The following is a 22,128-nucleotide window of genomic DNA, read 5'->3' on the forward strand; positions in this document are numbered from 1 at the left end:
TCAACAGAGTGTAAAAATGGTGGAAAAAGCTGGAAGGCACCCCTGTTGCCAGCCATGCAGGCAACAGGGGCATTTTATTTGCCCCAAAAACCATGCCGGAACACACAAAGGCAATGGCTGCAAACATGGCTGTTTTACGGATAATACTGTACCTGTCAGAATATCACTTATGAAAGAACTATCTCCACCGTATGCTCCTGCTTGTCATTACCCATGGTAATTATGGGAACTTTCTGCCCTACTCCGTCCAGCGTAACATGCACGGTGCCTGTTTTTTCAGGCCGTTGTGTCACCGTAATATGGTACATTGTTTCCTGGTGCCTGTAGTGTGCGCTAAAACCACTCCAATGGGCTGGCAGGCAGGGGTTGCATAGCAACTGGTTGCCTTCGCGCGTAAGCCCCAACAGCGACTCTGTCATCAAGCGGTATGTCCAGGCGGCTGCCCCTGTGTACCATGTCCAGCCGCCACGCCCAACATGCAATGGGGCCGCGTACACGTCCGCCGCCATGACATAGGGTTCCACTTTATACACTGCCACTTCTTCTGGTGTTCTGCCGTGGTTAACCGGATTGATTATGTGCAGCACTTCCCATGCCCGCTCCGCATCGCCTAGTTGTGCAAACGCCATGGCCGCCCATACGGCGGCATGGGTATACTGGCCGCCATTTTCCCGTACGCCGGGTACATAGCCCTTAATATAGCCAGGATTCATAGCTGAAGAATCGAACGGTGGCTCAAAAAGCTGCACAAGCCTGTGCTTTCGGTCAATCAGGTGTTTATCCAGCGAATCCATGGCCTTGCGGGCTTGTTCCATATCCCCAGCCCCGGAAAGCACAGACCAGCTCTGCGCAATGGAATCTATGCGACATTCAGGGTTCAGGAAAGAGCCAAGGGGTGAACCATCGTCAAAATAGGCGCGGCGGTACCAATCGCCCCCACACTCACCGTCCCAGGCATGCAGGGCGATATTACGCCGCAACGTAGTGGCTTCTTCCAGGCAAAGCGCTGCAAAGGGTGCATCGCCCCGCTTGGCAGCAACGCTGCTAAAGGCAGTAAGCACCGTATGCAGGAAAAAAGCCAGCCACACACTTTCTCCCTGGCCATTCCTGCCCACCAGGTCCATACCGTCGTTCCAGTCTCCAGAACCCATAAGCGGTAAACCGTGCACCCCGAAGGTAAGGCCGTTGTTTATGGCCCTGGTACAATGCTCATACAGGCTGGCGGATTGCTCGGAGCGCCCTGGCAGGTCATAGTAGGATTCTTCATCCGCCTTTAAAAGACGCCCATCAATAAAGTAGACGGGTTCATCCAGCACTCCGGTATCCCCCGTGGACACTACATAACGGCAAACCGCCAGCGGCAGCCAAAGGGAGTCGTCCGAACAATGGGTACGCACCCCCCGGTCTAAGGGAGGGTGCCACCAGTGCTGCACGTCGCCCTTGGGGAATTGATGGGCTGCGCACAAAAGCAGGTGTTCGCGTACAAGATCAGGCCGGGCATGAATAAGGGCCATGGCGTCCTGCAACTGGTCGCGAAAACCAATTGCTCCGCCGGATTGGTAGGTTGCACTGCGTCCCCAAAAGCGGCACGCCAAGGTTTGATATACCAGCCAGCCATTGGCCAGCAGGTTGAAGGCCTGGTCTGGCGTTTTCACCTGAAGAGCACCCAAAGTATATGTCCAATGTTCCCCTACCTTGTTCAGGGCGGTGTGTGCGGCTTCTGCCCCTGCGTACCGGTGAAGCAGGGCTCTGGCGTCTTCCAGGTTTTTCCCCACGCCCAATGTAAAGACAACGTCCTTTTCTTCACCATTTCCCAGGAAGAACACCACCTGAATAGCGGCACAGGGGTCCATTGCGGCCCCCACTCTACCAGAAAGTTTTGCGCGGGACATGGCAGCCGGAGCGCCCAGGGTGCCGTTGCGTCCAATAAATTCCGTCCGGTCGCCGGAAACACTCGCTATAGGAGAATCCACTCCAAAAAATGCCGTGCGGTTGGGGAATTCAGTATTATAAGGATTGTGGGCCAATATCGAACGTGTATCCGGGGCTATTTCTGTAACCACATGCATGCAATAACGTGCGCGCAAGTCGCCAAGCACCCATTCCGCATAGCCCGTGGCGGAAAGTTTGCGGGCCCGCCCTGAAACGTTGCGTATTTTTAATGAAGAAAACTTCACCGCTCCATCCAGGGCCACATAGATACGCAATTCAGAATAAATGCCGTCTTCCGTATGCTCAAAAACACTGTACCCAAAACCGTGCCGGGTTACATAGGGGCTTTTTCCTGGGCACGGCGCGGGCGTAGGCGACCAGTAGTGCCCGCTGCCTTCATCGCGCAGGTAAAAAGCTTCCCCCCGCCCATCGGTTACGGAATCATTACCCCAGGGAGTAAGGCGGAATTCATGGGCGTTTTCGCTCCATGTGTAGGCCGGGCCGCTTTCCGAAACAACTGAGCCAAAATGCGGGTTGGCCAGCACATTCACCCAAGGTGCCGGGGGCAACTGCCCCGGTGCGTTATTTGCTCCCACGGCTGTGGTAATAACATACTCCCTTCCATCCTGGGTAAAACCCCCCAGCCCGTTGTAAAACAACAGGTCAGGGCGGGCTTCTGGACGCGCTGGGGGAAATACTGCAACAGGCTTTTCCACAATAGTTAAGGCGGGAATAAGGGGCTTTTTAACCTGGTAACCTGTAATTTGTTCAGACAATGTCCCCATGGCGTCGCTTAGTATAACCCTGGCAACGGTCTGAAAAAGAATGCGGTCTTCGTCCACTATCCTATCCGCAGCTCGCACAAAAATCCCCCCTGGCCTGTCTATCAGGTTCGCGCCGTTTCCTGCGGTAATAAGCCCCATAATCTGGTCATGCAGCAACTGCCGGTACCCGACCTGGTCTTCATTCCATATCACCAAGTCTACCACCAGGCCTTTGAGCCGCCAGTATTCATGGGCTTGCAGGAGTTGGCGCACAAGGTCAATATTCTCGAGGTCTTCAATTTTCACAAGTACTATGGGTAAATCACCGGAAATGGCATACCCCCACAGGCCTGATTGCCCCCGCCTGTTTTTGATAAGTACACTTTCAGGCGCCCGAAGTGAGGCGTTAGCATAGATGATAGAACTTGCCAGACGGTTGTATAAATGGGCGTCGGCTTCCGATGCCCCCAATTGGCGCAGGAGCACCTGCCCGTGTGTCCAGGTCATACCCAAGGCTCTGTCGGCAATGTGTCTGTCGCGGTAAGTATTAATAAGGTTCACCGCTGTTTCGCGGGTTTCACCAATGCCAGTAACCATGTCTATGGTAACGGATTGTTCCGCATCCAGCGTTATGCGGGCGCGGATAGCAACAATGGGGTCAAGCACAGAACCTTCACGGCCAGAAAGGTCAGAACCCAAACCTTCTCGCGAATTTGCACCCTGGCACACGGGGTCCATGGCCTGCGGGTTTGCCGTGCTGCGCCCACGCCCAATAAACTCCTGCCGATCCGTTTCATAGCTCATTGCGTCCGCTTCAACACCATGCACTGCCATGGTGTGCAGCATCCATGGAGTTTTTTCGTTTGCCGACCTTTTGCGGCGAGAACACAAAATAGCCTGTTGCTCCGGCACAATTTGGGTTTGCACAAACAGCTTGCTGAATGCCGGGTGCAGGTCATCCGCCAGGGGCAGGGCCAGAACAACTTCCGCAAAGCTGGTAACTTCAATGGTACGGGGATGCGAAGAACGGTTGGTAATGCGAATTCGCCGCAATTCTATGTCGTCTTCCAAAGAAACAACAACTTCCATATGGGTGTCATAATCGCAATCCTGGCGATTAAATTCTGCCCGCCCTTCTGAGAATATGGCCTGAAACCGGGTGGAAGCTTTGCACAATGGCTGGTAAGGGGTAGACCAAAATTCTCCGCCTGCAACATCCTTGATGTAACAAAACATGCCCCAGTTATCGCTGGTGCTGTCTTCACACCAGCGAGTTATCGCCATATCCCGCCAGCGGCTATACCCGCCCCCGGCCTGAGTGAGCATAACATGGTAGCTGCCGTTGGAAAGCAACTGCACTTCCGGCTGCGGCGTATTGGGGGTTTCAAAAATACGCAAAGGCGTTGCCTGGGGGCCGGAAGCCCGTATACGTTCGGGGTGCACACTGGTATGGGCGTAAGAGTTGGAAACCTCCGGCACCCGTTCTTGTAGCAGCAGCATTGTTGCCTGGAACAATGGTTCTGCGGCAAAGCGCTTGAGCATGGGAGCACCGAGTAACAGGTGGGAAAACGCCAGCAGGCTCATGCCCTGGTGGTGGGCCATGAAGGAATGGACCACACTACAGGTTTGCCCCCGCGGCACACGTGAAGGTGTGTAGTCTATGGCTTCATACAGGCCGAATTGCCCTTCAAAATTTTCCGCTGCCAGGCGCTGTAAATTCATGCAGGCCTCGCCTGGGGCTACCAGCAATGCCAGGGCTGAAGCATAGGGCGCAATAACCAATTCTGCGGCCAGGCCGCGCTTTAAACCAAGGCCCGGCACACCAAATGCCCGGTACTGGTAGTTCAACGAGGCATCAAAAGCGTTGTACCCGCATTCAGAAATCCCCCAAGGCACACCTTGCAGCTTGCCATAGGCAATTTGCCGGGAAACAGCCACCTTGCACGTTTCGTCTAAAAGCGTGTGCTTAAAGCCTGGCATAATAAGGAGCGGCATCAAGTATTCAAACATAGACCCGCTCCAGGAAAGGAGAATAGGCTCACCAGCGGAACTGGTAAGAAGACGCCCCAAGGCAAACCAGCTTTCCTGTGGCAACACCCCTTGGGCAATGCCCACAAAGTTGGTTAGCCTGGCTTCAGAGGCCAACAGGTCATAGAACCCGGCATCCTGCCTGAGTTCATTAACATTATAGCCAATACTCAAAAGGCGACGTTCAACATCATACAAAAAGTCATAGTCCATTTGGGTGAACAACGTGCATTGCTGGCATACTTCGGTTATTCGTTCCCTCCTGGCATTGGCTTGCCCGCTCCCTGTTTTTATAAGTTCTTGCAGGGCAATTACCACATTGGCATTGCCCCCCGGCGTGGTGTGCCATGCCGCAAACCGTGGGGCCAAGCTGGTTTCCAACTCTGCCAATTCGCGCAAGGTAAGCAGCCTGTCCAGTTCGGGGAAAACATCCAGAAGGTGCTGTGCAACAGGCAACTGAACCCACGGGCAAAGTAACCCAAGCTCATTTTGGGCGTTGCGGCATTGCCGTTCAAAAGCCCTCACCCACCACAAAAACTCATTTTCCGTACTCTCGCCTGCTGCCACCTGTTCAGAAAGCACTTCTGCCGCAGCAGTGCCAAGCTGAGTAAGAGCAAGCTGTGTGGCACCCAGGGTGGCAGGAAGGTTTTGCACTATTGTGTTCATCTGGTGCTGCAACAGAATGAATGGAGAAGATTTTGTACCAGCTTGAAGAACCGGTTCGCGCATTTCAAGGGTGAGACTATCTTGGGCAATGTGCAGGGTGTCGCATAGGTTTGTGAAAATTTGACTTTCATGAATAGGCCGGTCGGGAATTTCCGCCAAACCAGAATGCAAGGTCAAAAGGTGCCCGGCAAGGTTACCGCTATCCACCGAAGAAACATACAAAGGCGACAAAGGCAAAAGGGATTGCGTGTCATACCAGTTATAAAAATGCCCGCGGAAACGCTCCAGGCGGTTCATGGTCTGAAACGCTTTTTCAGTACGCTCTACAAGCTCGCCTGCCGTAAGCGTCCCAAAGTCATACGCACAAAGATTGGCCAAAAGCGCAATACCCATGTTAGTTGGCGAGGTACGGTGGGCTATTCTGGCAACAGGTTGTTCCTGGTAGTTGTCGGGGGGCAGCCAGTTGTCTGCCGGACCCACAAAGGTTTCAAAAAAGCGCCAGGTTTTTCTGGCCAGTTTTCGAAGAAAAACAAGTTGTTCCGCTGTTAGTTGTTCCTGTTGCGGCACCAACGGCCGGCTTACCCACCACATAACAGCCGAGGAAACCAACCAAAGAGCCAACAGAGGCAAAACGGCAACCCTGGCCAGTTCCCCCCCAGGGTTTACAAAAAGCAGGAGTAGCGCTCCGGTTACCGCTATCACCGGGCAAATCCACATAAACTGGAAAGCGCCTCGCAAGCTGGTATCGTCATGGAGGTTGGCCCCGGCAGAAGGGCTCCACTCCAGTAAATGCTTATGGGAAGCAAGCACCCGCCACATTGTGTGGCTTATGGCTTTCACACTGAACAGGGCTTCATGGGGCAAACAAAAAAGAGAAAGCAACGCCTGAATGCAATGCCTTCCTGTCTGGCGCACAGTGGCGCTTACGTGCTGGCGCAAACTCATGTCTGCCGATTTTTGGAACAGTCTCAAGGCAGAAGAAAGCACATAGGGCAAGAAGATAAGACCCACCACCGCCAAAGACCACAACAGGGGTGAAGGTGACACGCCCCAACCAACAATCAACAGGCATATCAATGCGGGGGAGGTTAAACTGCGGCGCAGGTTGTCAAGAATTTTCCAGCGGGACAATGCAGACAGTGGGTTTTGGCATAGCTGCCCGGCAGGGGCAGGCACCGTTGGCAAAATCCAACTTGCTATCTGCCAGTCTCCACGAATCCAGCGGTACCGCCTGCTTACATCCATGCTATAGCGAGCTGGGTATTCTTCATACAGTTGTACGTCGCTTACCAGCCCAGACCGGGCGTAGCAGCCTTCCAAAAGGTCATGGCTTAAAATTCTGTTCGCGGGCAAACGTTCACCCAGGGCCTGTTCAAAAATGGCAACATCGTAAATACCCTTGCCAATAAACGAACCTTCTGCGAACAGGTCTTGGTAGGTATCCGACGATGCCCCGGTATAGGGGTCTATTCCTGTCTCGTTTGAGCATAGTTGAGCGTAACGTGAACGAGTGCTCCCCGGCAGGCCGGCTGCCACCCTGGGCTGTAAAATACCATAGCCCGCCACAACACGTTTCAGGCTTTTGTCGTAGCGGGCCTGGTTAAGCGGGTGCGCCATGGTGCCAATAAATTGCCGTGCTGAATCACGGGCCAATTGGGTGTCGGCATCAAGGGTAATTACATACTTTACCGCAGAAAGTACCGTTGTGTCCCCTGTGATATGAGAAAATTTGTCCCGCTTTCCACTGAGTAAAAAACTGTTTAAATCGGCTAACTTCCCGCGTTTTCTTTCATAGCCCATCCACAGTGATTCCTGAAAATTCCAAAGACGCGGGCGGTGAAAAAGAAAAAATGAATCACCAGATTTCCCTGTGTACTTACGATTCAAGGCATCAATCCTGGCATGAGCGGCTTCCAGCAAGGGTGTGTCTGCCGGGGTGCTTTGCGCGTGAGCATCGGCAAAATCTGTAAGCAACGCAAATTGCAGGTGCTTGTCACGGTTGGCTAAGAAGTAAACTTCCAGGTCCGTGACCAATTTTTCGACATTTTGGGCACTTAACAGCATGGTGGGAACAACCACAAGAGTTCGCAATTCTTCTGGTATTCCTTGCGAAAAATCAAGACGCGGCAAGGGCCGTGGTGTAACGAACAGGGCTGTTAGCCTGTTCACCAAAGCACACGCCACATGGCCCCCGCCCATCCAGGAAAGCAACCCAATGGCATATAGTGGCCACCCAGTTACGCCTTGGCGTGCGGCTAACGCAACAAAACAAGCCGCCACAAGGCCGGTAAGCAGTAAAATTCCCCCGCTATACCACAGCAAAGGGAACGTTTGGCAAACCCGCAGCAAACTTTTGCCAAAGGGCAAAGCAATTCCTGCGCTTTGCTCCAGCAACGGCAAGCCTTCGCCAATAATATAATAGCCCACATGCCAGGTGCGTTTGTCACATCCTGGCCCAGGTGCGGGCAAGCCGTTATGGCGTTCTGCGCCTACCTGGGCCAATTCAACCGCCTTACGGGCCACGTCGTTTTCAGAATACGGGCTTGCTTTCGCCAATTTTTCCAACACATGACGGTAAAGGTCGCGGGTGGCGAAATCCATATCACCGTAAGCTCCGGCTGGGTCTTCTTTCAGGGTTTGTTCCACATAGCTCAGGCCTTCAACAAAGTCCTGCCAATTCGTGGAATCCAGAATACGCAGGCTGCCTATGCAATTGCTCATGGAAACTTGGTTAGTAGACTGGAGCTGGTTTTCCAGGCGCACCAACTGTTCTGTGGTAAGCCCTTTTTCCGCAAGGCGCTGTTCAACCCAGGTTAAAGGAAGAGCAAGTGCAGGGCCAAGCCCGCGCAAACGGCGTACAAGTTCAGCAACAAACGAACTTGAAAGGGATGGGGTTGAACGAGCCATATCGGCAATGGAAAGAATCAGGTTCTTCGGTTTTTTCTCGGCCACTGTTATCATTTGATCAGCCCATGTATTGGCGCTGATACATTCCAGCCTGCTTTCGGCTATTCTGCTGGCCACTTCCCGCAGTTTATCAACTAAGGCTAACCGCAACATAATGGGAATAGCCCAAAGCTCACCCAGGTTCAGTATAGTTACCGACTGGTACGCGGCCACCATATTACGCAGGCTGTCTGGGTCCATACGGCCGTCACCATGCGATATAGCCGCAAGGCTAATAGCATAAACACGGGGAAGCCCCGCCGAAGATGTGTTTAAAAGATGTGGCAATTCCTGGCTGTATCCTTTAGGCAGGTGCCGCCGAGCGGTGCGAATTTGTTCTTCAATCACATAAAAATTATCCAGCAGCCATTCCCCGGCGGGCGTAATGCGCTGCCCAGCGTCAATATCTTTAACCAGCAGGGCATGGGCACCAAAAAGCACGCGTTCATTGTCATCAAGTCGCGTAAGAAGGCGGCTACGGGAACGCCCAGGCTTCAGTATGTGCGTGGAGGCAAGAATTTTGCTCTGCTGCGCTTGTTGTTCGGCATTCCGCAGTTCCAAGCGGAACGGCGGTTCACTTGGTGCAGCTTCGCCTGGGTCGACTGATGAAGAAAACAGGGCCATGATACGGGTAGGTATTGTGCTGACGTATGCAAGAGTGAAATTCATAACGGCGACCTCCTTGTTCTGTGTAATTCGAATTCCTCAGCAAAATTACGAGGATTCGGATGGAACGGCCGCGCCTTGGAATAACGGGGGTTGTATTGGATGCAAGTCAGAAAAGGCCAGTTGTGCAGCCTTTTGTGGGCCAGGCAGAATGAAATAGCTGTCCATACCCTTGAGCTAGCGTACTATAGCCGCATTCATAAAATCTATCTGTGCGCTAAAACACTTATGGATAAATAGTAGGCACGTAAGTTGATACTGGCGTATAATTATAAATGAAAAACAAAAGACTTCGCGGGTTCAACTTCAAAGTGCAACACCCGCTGTTTGACGGTTAGCGTAATCCCAAAAGGTTGTATAGGGGGGGTGAACCCCAGACACGTTCTTGGCCTCCAGTTCAAGCGGCACATTGCCTCGACAGTTCTGTTCTTGGTAACATCTGTCAATACTCCCGTATTCCTTGTCACCAAAATGTCATGGCTCTGCCACCGCACCAAGTCATACAGCGTAGGCTTTTTAGTATTCCTTGTCACCAAAATGTCATGGCTCTGCCACTGTTTGTTCACATGGAATTTGTACAAGTGCAGCAGCAACCAATGCGGTTGCCCGAAGTGTGCACTTTACACCGTTAAGAGCGTCACCAGCGTTACGCACAAGGAGTATTCCATGATTCAGGGAAGAAAATACCTTCAACAAACTGCGGCCTTGCTTGCAGGGCTTGCACTACTCTGCACTGCCACCGCAGGGCTGGCCAGTGGCATTCCTCAGGCCGAAAACACATGGAATGGGCCAAAGCCCAAGTATGTGTTTATGCTTATTGCGGATGGTCTTGGGCTGCAACAGGTTGCCTCAGCAGAAGCGTTTCTTGCCAGCCAACGCGGCAACGCAGCCCCCGGCATTGTCAAGCTTGATCTTTCCCAACTGCCGGAACAGGGCTTAAGCACAACCTATTCTGCCAACTCGTTTATTACGGACTCAGCCCCGGCAGGCACTGCCCTTGCCACCGGGTATAAAACAGATAACGGCGTTATTGGTGTAGACCCTTCCAAAACCCAGCGTTTTACCACCATTGCCGAAGCCGCCAAACAGGCTGGCATGAAGGTGGGGGTTGTTTCTTCCGTTTCCATTAACCACGCCACCCCAGGTTCCTATTACGCCCACATGCCTTCACGCAACAGCTACTATGAAATTGGGGAACAGCTTATTGCCAGCGGGTTTGATTATTTTGGCGGCGGCGGGCTGCACAAGTACAACGCAAAAGATGCCGCAGGCACCCCCCGCAAAAGCCTGTATGCCATTGCTGCGGAAAAAGGCATGCGTGTACTGCGCGACAAAAATGCCATTCTGGCAGCAAAGCCGGGCAGCCCTGTGCTGGCAGTAAACCCTGTGCTGGATGCAAGCAATGCTATGCCCTATGCCCTGGATAAAACAGAGAACGAACTGAGCCTTGCAGAATTTACCGCCAAGGGCATTGAACTACTGGATAACCCCAAAGGCTTTTTCCTTGCTGTTGAGGGCGGGAAAATTGACTGGGCCTGCCACGCCAACGACGCCGCCGCAAGCATTCACGACACCCTGGCCTTTGATAGCGCCGTACAGGTTGCCCTGGACTTTGCCCAAAAGCACCCCACAGAAACCCTGGTGGTTATTACGGGCGACCATGAAACTGGTGGCATGAGCCTTGGCTTTGCGGGCACAGAATACGCCACCTTCTTTGAAAAAATAGCCAAGCAGAACCAATCATACGAAGGGTTTGACAAAAAAATTGCCGACCTGCGCAAAGAAAAGGGCACCGCTGCCACCCTTGCAGACATCAAAGGCGCCATAACCACTTCTTTTGGCTTGCAATTTGCCACGCCCGAAGCATTCACTGCCCTTGTGGAAAGCGCAAAAACCGACAAAGCCGCCAAAACACAGCTTGGTCTTACCCTCACCGCCACAGAACAGGCCATGGTAGAAAGTGCCCTTGCCCTGAGCATGAAGGGGGGCTGGGCAGAAAAGCCAGGTAGCCAGGAATATTTGCTTTATGGCGGGTATGACCCATTAAGCGTGCAGCTTACCCACATTCTGAACAACAAGGCGGGCATTGGCTGGACATCCTACGCCCACACAGGCATTCCTGTGCCCGTATTTGCCCAGGGGCCTGGAAGTGAACTGTTCCGCGGCTATTACGACAACACAGACATTGCTAAAAAGCTGTTCAGCATCATGGGCTTAGCCTTTCCTGCTCCTACAGCCTACAACGCTTCTAAATAACAGGTTTATACCATGAAAATGCCACAATGCCGTGTTACGCGCGACACCCTGTTTGTTCTGGCAGTATTTGCCGCCACCGTATTTCTGTTCTTTCTGCCCACAGGGTTTGAACGCCCTTTAAGCGGCGAGGCAGTAAAAGCAACGGTACTCACCACAGACAATTCCGGGGTGCGCCAACACGGCATTGTGCGCACAGGCGACCAGGCTTTGCTCCTGCACATTGAAAGCGGCGAGCGTGCCGGGCAAAAGGCCCAGGCAGTGAACCACCTGTTTGGCAAGCTTGAACTGGATAAAATGTTCACCCCAGGCGATTCCGTGCTGGCGCTTATGGATGCCACCACAGAGCACGTGCTGAAAATAACCGTACAAGACAGATACCGCCTGCATGTGGAAGCCATGTTGTTCGGCCTGTTTGCCCTGCTCCTGCTTTGGTATGCCGGGGCAACCGGGGCACGCACCCTGCTTTCCTTCGTCTTCACGGCGGTGGCGGTGTGGAAGGTACTGCTGCCAGGGTTGCTGAAGGGGTGGAACCCCCTGCTTGCTTCCCTGGGCATCACTTCCGTGCTGTGCTTTGTCATTATCTTTCTGGTGAGCGGGTTCGACCGCAAAGGCTTTGCTGCATATGGCGGTGCCCTGGCAGGTCTGCTTTTTACCGGGGTTCTTTCCGTAGTGTTCGGGCACTTTTTTGCCATTCACGGGGCTGTGCGCCCGTTTTCCGAAACATTACTCTACAGCGGGTTCGGGCACCTGGACCTGACCGGATTTTTCCTGGGGGGCATTTTCCTGGCTTCTTCTGGGGCGGTTATGGACCTTTCCATGGACATTGCCGCTGCCATGCACGAATTGCAGCAGAAAACCCCCCATATTTCCCGCCTGGAGCTTATGCGTTCCGGCAACAGCATTGGCCGCATGGTGGTGGGCACCATGACCACAACCCTGCTGCTGGCCTACACAGGCAGTTTTACTTCCATGCTCATGGTGTTTGTGGCACAGGGCACACCCATTTCTTCCATGCTGAACCTGCAATATGTGGCGGCAGAACTGCTACACACCCTTGTGGGCAGCTTTGGCCTTGTTACTGTAGCCCCGTTTACCGCCTTGCTTGGGTCCTGGGTTCTTACCCGCCCGCAGTCAAAGCAACGCTGACAATTTCCGTTTGGCGGCGTTCTTTACTTGCTCTCCTGCTTTTTACCTGGCTCCACCGTGGTAGTATAAGCCTTATCCACCTGCAAATAGGTGCGGGCAAGGCGCTGCACATCGGCTGCCGTAATTTTACGGGCAGCTTCCAGGTGTTTGCGTGGTTCATCCAGGGGCAGCCCCAGCATGTGCAATGAAGCCGCTTCCCCACTACGTGAAGCAAGGGTCTGGTGTTCTCGGTAATAGTCGCCTTCCATCTGGTTCTTGGCCCGTTCCAGTTCGCCTTCCGGCAGCAGTGTGTTGTGCAGGTTGTCAATTACCCGCACAAACCCATCCTTAGCCTGTTCCAACTTCTCTGGTGCAGTGCCAATATAAAACGCCAGCATCCCGGCTTTTTCCGCCTTCCAGGGTATGGCAGCCACGGTATAGCCAAGGCCTTCCTTGTCGCGCAGGTCGGAAAACAGCAAGCCGCTTTGCCCGGAAAGAACGTTTTGCAGCACATCCAGGCCCGCTTCATCCGGGTGGCCTATGCCCACCGTGGGGAAGGCCAGAATATAGTGGGCCTGTTCCCGGCCCGGCAGGGTAAGGGCCAACTTCTTCTTATTGCCCCACTGGGGCACGTTTACCACCGGTGCAGTCAAGGCAGGCACTGGCAAGCGCTTTGCCGCAGCAATAATAGCTTCACGGTCATACTCACCGCTTACTGAAAGGGTCCAGGGCATTTGGCGCTGTTTGTCCCAAAAAGCGGCAGCATCTTTTTCCGTAAACCTGGTAACCCGCTCTTTTTCCCCCAGTTGCATATAGCCGTAGCTGTGGGTGGGGAAAAGCAACGGGAACAAACGCCTAAAGGCAAGCCCTGTGGGCTGGTCTTCACGCATGGTAATGGCCGCAATTTGCTGTTCACGCACGCGGCTTGCTTCTTCCGGCAACAGGGCGGGGTGTTCCACCACGTCACGCATAAGGCTAAGCATGTCTGTAAGAAAACGTTCCGGCGCAGTAAACCCAAGGGCCATGCTTTGCCTGCTGGCGGAAACCGCAAGGCCGGAAGCTTTATCTGCCTGAAAATCTTCCATCTGGTTAGCAGTAAGGGAGGTAGTTCCTTTTTGCAGGAGCGCTGCGGTAAAGGTTGCTAACCCTTCCTGCTGTTTATCCAGCAAGGCGTTGCCACCATGAAACACCAAATTCACTGCCGTGTAGGGCAGCGTGGCATCTGGCTGTAAAATAAGGGTTCTGCCACCACCAAGGTTCACTATTTCCGCATCTTCCACGGAAGCAACAGGCCCGGTGGCCTTGTCTTCCGCCACGTTACCAGCCAAGGTGGTGTAATGCTGCCATGTGGGGAACGGGGTGGTGTTCAACCAGTCTGTTTTGGTCTGCACGGGGGTAAAGCGTGCTTGCAGTTCTTTACCAAGCCACGCTTCCATGCTTTCCGCCCCCTTGGGGGCTGCGGTATTTTCCGGCAGCAGCACCACACTGGCCATGCGTGAAGGCACAAGCACTTCCCCGGCAAGGGCAGTCAATTCTGCGGCGGTGGTTTGGCGCACAGCGCTCAGGTAGTTGGCTTCGCTATAGTTTTCATCGCCAAAAAACTGGAAATAACCCAGCTTGGAAGCGTTGCCAGCCACTGTTTCCTTGGAGCGGTACAAATCATCTTCAATATTCAGCTTGGCCCGTGCCAGTTCTTTTTCCGTTACCACAAGGGAACCAAGGGTTGCCAGGTCAGTGGTAAAGGCTTCCCAGAACGCAGGCAGTTTTTCAGCATCCAGGGTGGCGGTAATGTACAGCACCCCGACATCTTCAAAGGAGTAGTTAGCCACGGCAATGGAATCCACCAGACGCTTTTCATACTTATAGGTACGGTATAAGCGCGAAGTGGCGTCGCCCCCCAGCAGGTGGGCCAGCACGTCCAGCTTGGCGGAACGCGGGTCGCTTTGCGGGGTAACAGGCAAGGCAAAGGCCAGGTGTACCTTGTTCCATGGGCCACGCTCCACATGAGTGGGCACCTGCGGGGTGGGCTCGCGCATGGCTAGGGCCACAGCAGGAGCACCCACCTGATTCTGCATGAGGGAACCAAAGTCTTTTTCAATGGCCAGCAGGGTTTCCTGCGGGTCTACATTGCCATACACCAAAAGCAGCATAGATTCCGGCTGGTAATGCTTGGCAATATACGCATGAATGGCTTCTTTAGTAATGCCCCGAATGGTTTTTTCAAACCCGATAATGGGCACCGCATAGGGGGTGCCGTGCAGGGCCCGTTGCTGGGTAAGACGGAACAGACGGCTTTGGGGGGAATCTTCCCCGCGCTTCAATTCTGCCAGCACCACTTCCTTTTCCGAGGCAAGTTCCTCCGCATCAATGGTGGGGAAAAAAGCCATATCCCGCAGCACGTCCAACCCTTCACGCCAGCGTGCGGCAGGCATATCTGCCAGATAGACGGTATAGTCATAGCTGGTGGCGGCGTTTACATACCCGCCAAACTTTTCAATATCTCCGGCCACGGCCCCTTTGGGCCTGTGTTCCGTGCCCTTGAACACCATGTGTTCCAACAAGTGGCTAATGCCTGCCTGGTCTGGCGTTTCAAACACCGAGCCCGTATGCACATACAGGCGCAGGGAAACCAGGGGGAAGCGGTCGTCGCGCTGAATAAGCACCTTCATGCCATTGGAAAGCCGGGAAAGGAGCGGCGCTTGCTGCGTTACCGGGGCAGGCTGGGCTGCGCTGGCAAGGGAAGCATTGCCCATGGCCAGGGCAGCACCAAGGCACAAGGTTGAGAAGGTAAAAAGAGAAAAACGTATCATGGCGTCTCCGTAACTGCGGGGAATAATAGTATTGGCCCCGCAGGAGTATCGTATTGTCATCTTGTGGTACAGGGAAAAAATAAGCCGTGCCACGCAATCAGCCAGTCGAAAAAACGGTCAGTGCATAAAGTAAGCATTTTGGGCCACAAGGGAAGACCAACATGGGCACAATGTGGACTATCCCTTACACTTCCCCTTGCAGGGCAGTGCGCAGTTTTGTCAGACGAATGGTTTCTGGCCCTGCCGGAAAACCCACCGCACCCAACGCTGCCATGCAAAGCGCCTGGGGGGAAACATAGCCCGCCTGCTGCCAGTCTAATGCCAGCACCACTGTGCCATCTGGCTCCGGGGAAATGGTAGTGAAATATCCCCGTGCATCCAGTTCACGCAGGCCTTTTTTTGTTTCCCGCTGCCATGGCAACGTTTCGGCTGCCAAAATGGCCTGCCAGGCTGTTATAAACGCCGCAGTCTGTTCCGGTTTGGCAAGGGCCACGCGGTATACTTCCCACGGGCCGTCTGCTCCTTTTTTTTGCAGGGCCAATTGCTCCACAGCAACAATGGCAAGGCCCTGGGGCAAACCCTGGTTCAGGGCTTCCTGCACGTCTTCCGGTTTGCGTTCCTCTGTAATGTACAGGGAAAACCACTCGCATTCACTGGCAACCCCTACAGGCAACGCCCGCCCAAAGGAAAGTAGCGGCAAGGGATGGAAGCCCTGGCTGAAAGCCAGCGGCAGCCGTGCCCGGCGCAAGGCCCGCTCGAAAATACTTTGCAGTTCCAGTTGGCTTATGTACACGGCGTTGCCAGAGCAGCGGTACCACACCCGCAGTTGCATGGCCTTGCGGGTAAGGTGGTCTGCCAGTTCTTGCGGCCTGCGCTTGCCTTCCACTTTCACTTCCTGGAACCGGGGCACCACCCTGCCGCGTTCATCCAGCACCACGGAATGCGACTCCTGGTCGCGCTGGGCCACATTAAGCTGGTTGGCAATGGCTGGCCCCAGGCTGGCATTGTCCCCGGCTTCACGCAGCAAGGAAGGCCGGCCAGGGGTGTCGCACGCGCCGCACTGGTGGCACTGCCCGTAGCGGCAGTCGTCCGTTACCTTACCAGCCAGGGCGCGGGCCCGTTCCTGCCGCAAAAAGCGCTTGTCCACCCCGCTATGCAGGTGGTCCCAGGCAAGGGGGCCGTCTTCATCACGCGGGCCAGTAAATTCTTCCGGCGTAAAGCCGTGTTCCTGCATGGCCTCAAGCCACGGGGTCAGGGTAAAATGCTCCATCCAGCTTGGGAACACAGCCCCCTTGCGGAACGCCGTTTCCACCACTGGGGCAAGGCGTCTGTCTGCGCGGGAAAATATCCCTTCCAAAAAGCTGTTTTCCGGGTCATGCCAGCGCAGTTTAATGCGCTTTTCCCCTTTCACAGCGTGCAGCAACAGCCCCACCCGGCGGTGAATTTCCTCGCGGGGAACCTGCGCATCCCACTGGAACGGGGTGTGGGGTTTGGGCACAAAGGGGGAAAGAGCCGCGGTAATTTGCAGCCCCTTTACACCAGGGCCTGCGGCGTCCCGCGCTTTTTTGCACAGGTCAAGAATAGCCAGCACGTCTTCATCCGTTTCCGTGGGCAGGCCCAGCATAAAATACAGCTTAACCTGCTGCCAGCCGTGTTCATACAGCTTTTGAATGTGCAGAATCACGCCTTCTTCTGTCACACCCTTGTTGATAACGTCGCGCAGGCGCTGGCTACCCGCTTCCGGTGCCAGTGTTGCCCCGGTGCGGCGAATGCCCGCCATGCGCTCCATAATGCCGTCATCAATGGACCCCACCCGCAAGGAAGGCAGGGACACAGAAACCTGTTCCTGGGCGCAACGGTCTACGGTGCTGAAAAACAGGTGCTTCAAGGCGGAAAAATCGCCTGTACTCAGGGAGAGGAAGGACACATCATCGAACCCGGTACTGGCAAGGCAGGTATCCAAAAGCGATTGCAGGTTAGGAACGCTGCGTTCACGAGCAGGACGGTACACAATGCCTGCCTGGCAAAAACGGCACCCACGGGTGCAGCCCCGCCCAATTTCCAGGGCCAGGCGGTTATGCACTGCGCCAAAAGGAATGGTCTGGCGACCAGGGTACGGCGCATCGTCCATGTTCACCACAATTTGCCGCCGAATCACCGTATGGTGGGGGTACAAGGGGGTAAGCACCCCGGTGGCTTCATCCATGCTGAAAAATTCCGGCACATACACGCCGGGAATATGGCTAAGGCGCAGCAGCAGTTCCTGCCTGTCTACCTTTTCCTGCCGGGCTGCTTCCAGGCATTGCAGCACAGTAATGGTGCATTCCTCGCCTTCCCCAAGAATCATAATGTCCACAAACGGGGCAAGCGGTTCGGCAGCAAGGGCGCAGCCGCCCCCGGCAATAATCAGGGGCCACGGTGTGCCCTGGGGGCCAAGGCCTGTGCGCTGGCTGGTATGCAGGGGAATGCCCGCAAGCTCCAGCATATACAAAATGTTGGTATAGCACATTTCATGCGTTACGCTAAAGCCAATGGCATCCATTGCCACCAGGGGCGTGTCGGATTCCAGCGTGCACAGGGGGGCATTGTGGGCCTGCAAAATTTTGGCAGCGTCCAGGCACGGGGCAAACACCCGTTCCGCCCACCAGTGTTCATGCCCGTTAATAATATCGGCAAGAATTTTATGCCCCAGGTAGGACATACCCACCTCGTACATATCAGGAAAGGCAAGGGCAATGTGCAAAGTGATGGCGCTTTTGTCTTTAAATACAGCGCCTTCTTCAATGCCAATATAACGGCTGGGCCGGGGAAGAATGGAAAATAGGTCACGCATGGCAGTGCTTGTGGGGGGGGGCAAAAAGGAAGCGGCAATGCAGGCAAAAACACACACGGGGCACGGCCCCGCAGCGCTGTTACCAGTTGTTCGCCAATTGAATGAATATGAATTTGGGAAGGCTCTGCCTCCCCAACCCCTGCCTTTTCCGTTCGGGCTTCGTGGAGATGTGCTGCCAGCAAAGCTGCCCGCACCCTCCACCCTTACTCCACGGCTCGCTACGCTCGCGACTGCCGCTGGCTGTTAGGGCATGATGCCCTTGGCCCCCCCATTTGCATTCAGTTTTTCGCTACACGAAAAGTGAATGCAAATGGGGGTCAAGGGGCGTCACGTCCCTTGCAGGGGGAATGGGGGACAGCGTCCCCCAATAAATCGTCAAATACTATTTATACTACAAAGCCGCGCCATGCAAATGCAGGGCGCGGCAACAAAATGCGTGGCGCGAACCAGGTGCTATTTCAGCAACAGGCTGGAAGCGCCTGCGGCGGCAGATTCCCCTTTCAAGTCCAGGCCGCCAAGCCCGCCGGAAGAAAGGGTGAGGTTGGAACATGCTTCCATATATTTTGTTTGCAAATCTGCCGGGCAGCTTTTGTAGGTATACAGCACGTGCTTGCCGTCAATGGTACCACAGAAGTCGGCATCAAACGGATAGCCATAGGGCATCAGCATCATCTGCACCCCTTGCTGGGTAGGAATAGTTTGCAGCACGGCAGGGTCTTTCAGCCCGCCAGTGGCAGCGTCTGCCTTGCCAATCACTGTTTCGCCTGTCACCAGTTTCACCATTGTTACATCGTAAGCCATACTTGCTCCTGTTCCGTTCGGGCGGCTGCCAAGTACGGCGTTCAACCCGGTTAGATTCGTTCATAAGGGAGGGGAATGAATCCGCTCCATGGATTAGGTAGGTGTCTTGGGCGGTTGTGTCAAGGGGAAAGGGGACAAACAGAATAAAGGCAGGATTTTGGCACAGTCAGGAGAGCAACATTAGCCCACCAGCCCTTCCCGCGTAAGGCAGGAAAGCACCAGGGAGGTGGGCCGTACTGTGGGTTCATGCGCCACCTGCCCCCTCCCTTCCTGTGGGCGCACAATGCTGGCAGTATAAGGCAGCATTGCTTTTTTCTGAAAGCCGAGGTCATACACAAAGTGCAGGGCATGGCGAAACGGCGCAGGGGTGAGGCCGTACAAAGCGTTCAGGCAATAGCCCCCAGGCCCGTACTGTGCTTCCTGGGTGTGCCTATAGTCCTGCACCGCATGGGGAGTGCCCCAACATACATCGAGGGGCACAGGTACACCGGGCCGGGCAAGTAACATAGCCCGCACCACAAAACGCCCCAAAACCGGGGCAAGGGGCACAGCGTAGCGGAAAATACAAAAGTGGATGCAGCAGGCGCTGCCCATAAACCCATTGAGCCACCAGAATCCAAGGGGAACACGCCCACGCACCAGGGGCAGCTGTTGCCAGTCTGTATCAGGTGCCTGTTCACCCTGCCCGCGCAACACCGTGGCGGCCTGATCCGGCAATACACCCATGGTGTAAAAGCTACAGTTATCTTCCCTCATCATACTGGCAAACTGGGCCCCATTGGTAACTACCCCATCATAAAACAGGGTGGTGTGCTGCCCCTGGGCCTGAAGAATGGCATAAAGTGTTGCCAGTTCTTCCCGGTTCAGGTTGTTACTGCCCTGGGGCACATGGGTGGCCAAGGCAAAGGCCTGCTGCCACCCGCTTGTGGTGTGCTTTGGCTGTGTTGTGTGCATTATTTGCCTCCTCCAAATATCGAACCATTGCAAAACTGCGTTTTGGAGCGTCTTCCCTGTGGGACCCGCTAGAAGACTATTTTCCAATAGTATTGAACATATCGTATTCCATAATGGCTTCCCCGGCGGCAAGGTCTGCCCCAAAGGCCGCAGGAAAGTGCGCCTCTAGCTTGGGGTCCAGGATGCGCGCCAAACAGTCCAGTGCGTCATCATGGTTGCACACAGGGTACGACAAAAACTCTTCCACAATGTCTTTTGTCAGGTCACGCCACGTGCCTTCCGCCCCCACAAAGGGGCAGCGGGCTGGCAAATAAATACGCCCCTGTTCAAAGTAAGGGGCCAGGGCCAGAATCCGGTCGCGCTTAGGAATGTTGCCCCCCAGGGGAATAATCGGGAACCGGTAGTTCAGCCGTTCCTGTTCCGTAAGGATATACTCAATATCTGCCTGCATACCGTACTGTTCATACCCCACTGCCAGGGGACTATGCTTGCGGTGCAGGCGAAACAATGTTTCCGCCCGTTCCTTCAGCCCCAGGTGGGAGCGCACGCCGTCTGCCACATACCAGTTGTGGTCCTGCCCCAGGCACAGCACCAGCATAACGGTATAGTCACTTCCTTTTTTGCGGGAGTTTGCCGGGTCAACCACAATATAGCGGTTCATGCCCCCGCACGCACCTTCCGGGTTCCAGTAACGTAGCCACGCTTCACGAAAGCCGCGGGCAAGGTCTGCCCGTGGGTTCAAAAGCATTTGGCAGCCAAACACGTGCACTCCCATACTTTTACGCTTTTCCGCCAGGGCTGTGGCAGAAAGCAACACCGGGGGGCCGTCGGCATGGCCGTTTTCCGTGGCAGGGTAAATGCGCGCCGTAGCGGCCCCGCGCTCCAGCATGGTCTGGTACGTATCGTTACGGTGGTAGCGGGTGCCAATGTAGCGCCGCCTGCCCCCCCGCGCCCCCAGGTTCAGGGAAAGGGCCCAGGCATCCGTTACCTTGGCAATCATTTCCGGGGTGGAAACCGACTCCCGCGTGACCACATCATCGTACACCATAAGGGAAAAGTGCTTGCCTGTGGGCTGCCCGTCCACAAGGCCCCAGGCTTCCACCGTGGCCTCCTTAGGGTTGCCCTTGCGCTTCACCACAATGCCTTTATCCAGCGACCACACAGGCGCTTCCCGGCGTGGTTTTTCCCACAGCACTTCCGGGTAGCAACGCTGCAACAGGCTGTTCTGCTCAAATTCATACTTTATTTGCCCCAGAAAATCCTTGGCCACTGGCCGGGTGTGGGAAAAAATGCCCACCGTCACTTCCGGGTGCAGCAAAATATCGCGTATAGTTTGCCCAAAAGTTATTAGGGACGACTTGCCGTGCTCCCGCGCCCATAAATCCAGGTAGCCATCAGGCCCTGCCTGTACTTCCCGGCAGCGGGCAAACAGCCACGGGTGGTTCAAGTCTTTTCGGCGCAGTAAGCGGGTGAGCAGAAAAAATAAATCACACTTGCCTAGGGTGGCCAACAGGGCCATAACTGCGCCCTTCCCGCCCAAATCCTGCGCTTCTTTCTCCATACGGGCATATTCTGCCTGCATAAGGATATAATCATTCCAGGGCGTTGGTGGTTCCGCCGTGGTGGGGTGATGTTCTTCCTGCACCTTGTTCTCTCCTTGCCAGGTCATACGGTTGCGCAGGGAAGGGGCAAACAGCACAGCCAGCGCACGCCCGTGACCCCATGCCACCAGCGCTGCACAGAGCAGGAGGTATACTCTGCCGCCATTGCCTGTGCCCACTGCCCACTCCCTGCGCCTGCACCCTAGCGCGGTGAAATATGCCCTTATGCCCACACACCCTTGCCAGCACCTTCAGCGCACGGTGCAAAGCCTGCCTGAGCACCATAGACACCATGGGCACATATAACCGCCTTCCTAAGCGTGCATGCCCATAACCTTGGCAGATATACCCACCATAAACAGAAAAAAATGCACCTCGTTTCACAATACTACTTGAGAAAAAATCTAGATTTTGCTAGGGAAGCAATGATTAACTGGCATTTGGGAAACGCTCAGTTATTTCGTTTGGCAAGGAACAAGTTTTTTTTGAAGCAGGAGTAACAATTCCGCAGGAAAGCGGAATTGGAAACTGCCCGCAGGGCGGGAGCCGAAGGCCGAGGCCCAGGACGGGCCGAGTCAACTCTTCCGTCCTCGACTGTTTCAAAAAAAGCGAAGTAACACAGCCAAATGGAATAAATCAGCATTTCCCTCAGGCCAATGCACTTGCAGGCAACGCACAGTATGTGTGCTTAAGCCTGCCATTTTTTTCAGGCTGCTTGCCACAATTTTGTCCGCACCTTTTTCCCC

Annotated in this window: 8 protein-coding genes; 2 read left to right on the top strand and 6 right to left on the bottom strand. The window is 54.7% G+C overall.

Features of this window, described 5'->3' with window-relative positions; genetic code table 11:
• Positions 1-167: 167 nt before the first annotated feature.
• Positions 168-9,005: a glycoside hydrolase family 94 protein gene (locus tag G497_RS0114685; RefSeq protein WP_211228771.1), complete on the bottom strand. Its 8,838-nt coding sequence runs from the start codon at positions 9,003-9,005 to the stop codon at positions 168-170.
• Positions 9,006-9,668: 663 nt separating this feature from the next.
• Here G497_RS0114685 and G497_RS0114695 point away from each other — a divergent pair.
• Positions 9,669-11,258, top strand: a complete 1,590-nt coding sequence (locus G497_RS0114695; RefSeq protein WP_027188709.1) for an alkaline phosphatase — start codon at positions 9,669-9,671, stop codon at positions 11,256-11,258.
• Positions 11,259-11,270: 12 nt separating this feature from the next.
• Entirely contained in the window at positions 11,271-12,404 is a 1,134-nt protein-coding gene (locus tag G497_RS0114700) for a YibE/F family protein (protein ID WP_245576405.1), read from the top strand.
• Between the two features lie 23 nt (positions 12,405-12,427).
• On the opposite strand, the gene G497_RS0114705 is transcribed toward G497_RS0114700, so the two are convergent.
• The 5 genes from G497_RS0114705 to G497_RS0114725 all read right to left on the bottom strand — a co-directional run bounded on the left by G497_RS0114705 (position 12,428) and on the right by G497_RS0114725 (position 21,363).
• On the bottom strand, positions 12,428-15,193 hold the full coding sequence (locus G497_RS0114705) for a M16 family metallopeptidase (RefSeq protein ID WP_027188711.1): 2,766 nt from the start codon (positions 15,191-15,193) through the stop codon (positions 12,428-12,430).
• 184 nt (positions 15,194-15,377) lie between these two features.
• Entirely contained in the window at positions 15,378-18,026 is a 2,649-nt protein-coding gene (locus G497_RS0114710) for a TIGR03960 family B12-binding radical SAM protein (RefSeq protein ID WP_027188712.1), read from the bottom strand.
• A 453-nt stretch (positions 18,027-18,479) separates the two neighbouring features.
• Positions 18,480-18,827 (bottom strand): hypothetical protein, encoded by a 348-nt coding sequence (locus G497_RS0114715; protein WP_027188713.1) that lies wholly within the window; start codon positions 18,825-18,827, stop codon positions 18,480-18,482.
• 180 nt (positions 18,828-19,007) lie between these two features.
• Complete coding sequence (locus tag G497_RS19450; protein WP_051258185.1) at positions 19,008-19,781, bottom strand: hypothetical protein; 774 nt, start codon at positions 19,779-19,781, stop codon at positions 19,008-19,010.
• Positions 19,782-19,857: 76 nt separating this feature from the next.
• Positions 19,858-21,363, bottom strand: coding sequence for a hypothetical protein (locus tag G497_RS0114725; protein WP_034638204.1), 1,506 nt, complete (start codon positions 21,361-21,363; stop codon positions 19,858-19,860).
• Between the last annotated feature and the right edge of the window lie 765 nt (positions 21,364-22,128).

Source organism: Desulfovibrio cuneatus DSM 11391, assembly GCF_000430005.1.
Classification (GTDB): Bacteria; Desulfobacterota; Desulfovibrionia; order Desulfovibrionales; family Desulfovibrionaceae; genus Frigididesulfovibrio; species Frigididesulfovibrio cuneatus.

What these genes read in the sequence shown, in the direction of transcription:
- G497_RS0114705 (WP_027188711.1), bottom strand. Translation starts at nt 15,193, where the DNA reads ATGATACGTTTTTCTCTTTTTACCTTCTCAACCTTGTGCCTTGGTGCT.
- G497_RS0114685 (WP_211228771.1), bottom strand. Translation starts at nt 9,005, where the DNA reads ATGAATTTCACTCTTGCATACGTCAGCACAATACCTACCCGTATCATG.
- G497_RS0114725 (WP_034638204.1), bottom strand. Translation starts at nt 21,363, where the DNA reads ATGCAGGCAGAATATGCCCGTATGGAGAAAGAAGCGCAGGATTTGGGC.
- G497_RS19450 (WP_051258185.1), bottom strand. Translation starts at nt 19,781, where the DNA reads ATGCACACAACACAGCCAAAGCACACCACAAGCGGGTGGCAGCAGGCC.
- G497_RS0114695 (WP_027188709.1), top strand. Translation starts at nt 9,669, where the DNA reads ATGATTCAGGGAAGAAAATACCTTCAACAAACTGCGGCCTTGCTTGCA.
- G497_RS0114710 (WP_027188712.1), bottom strand. Translation starts at nt 18,026, where the DNA reads ATGCGTGACCTATTTTCCATTCTTCCCCGGCCCAGCCGTTATATTGGC.
- G497_RS0114715 (WP_027188713.1), bottom strand. Translation starts at nt 18,827, where the DNA reads ATGGCTTACGATGTAACAATGGTGAAACTGGTGACAGGCGAAACAGTG.
- G497_RS0114700 (WP_245576405.1), top strand. Translation starts at nt 11,271, where the DNA reads ATGAAAATGCCACAATGCCGTGTTACGCGCGACACCCTGTTTGTTCTG.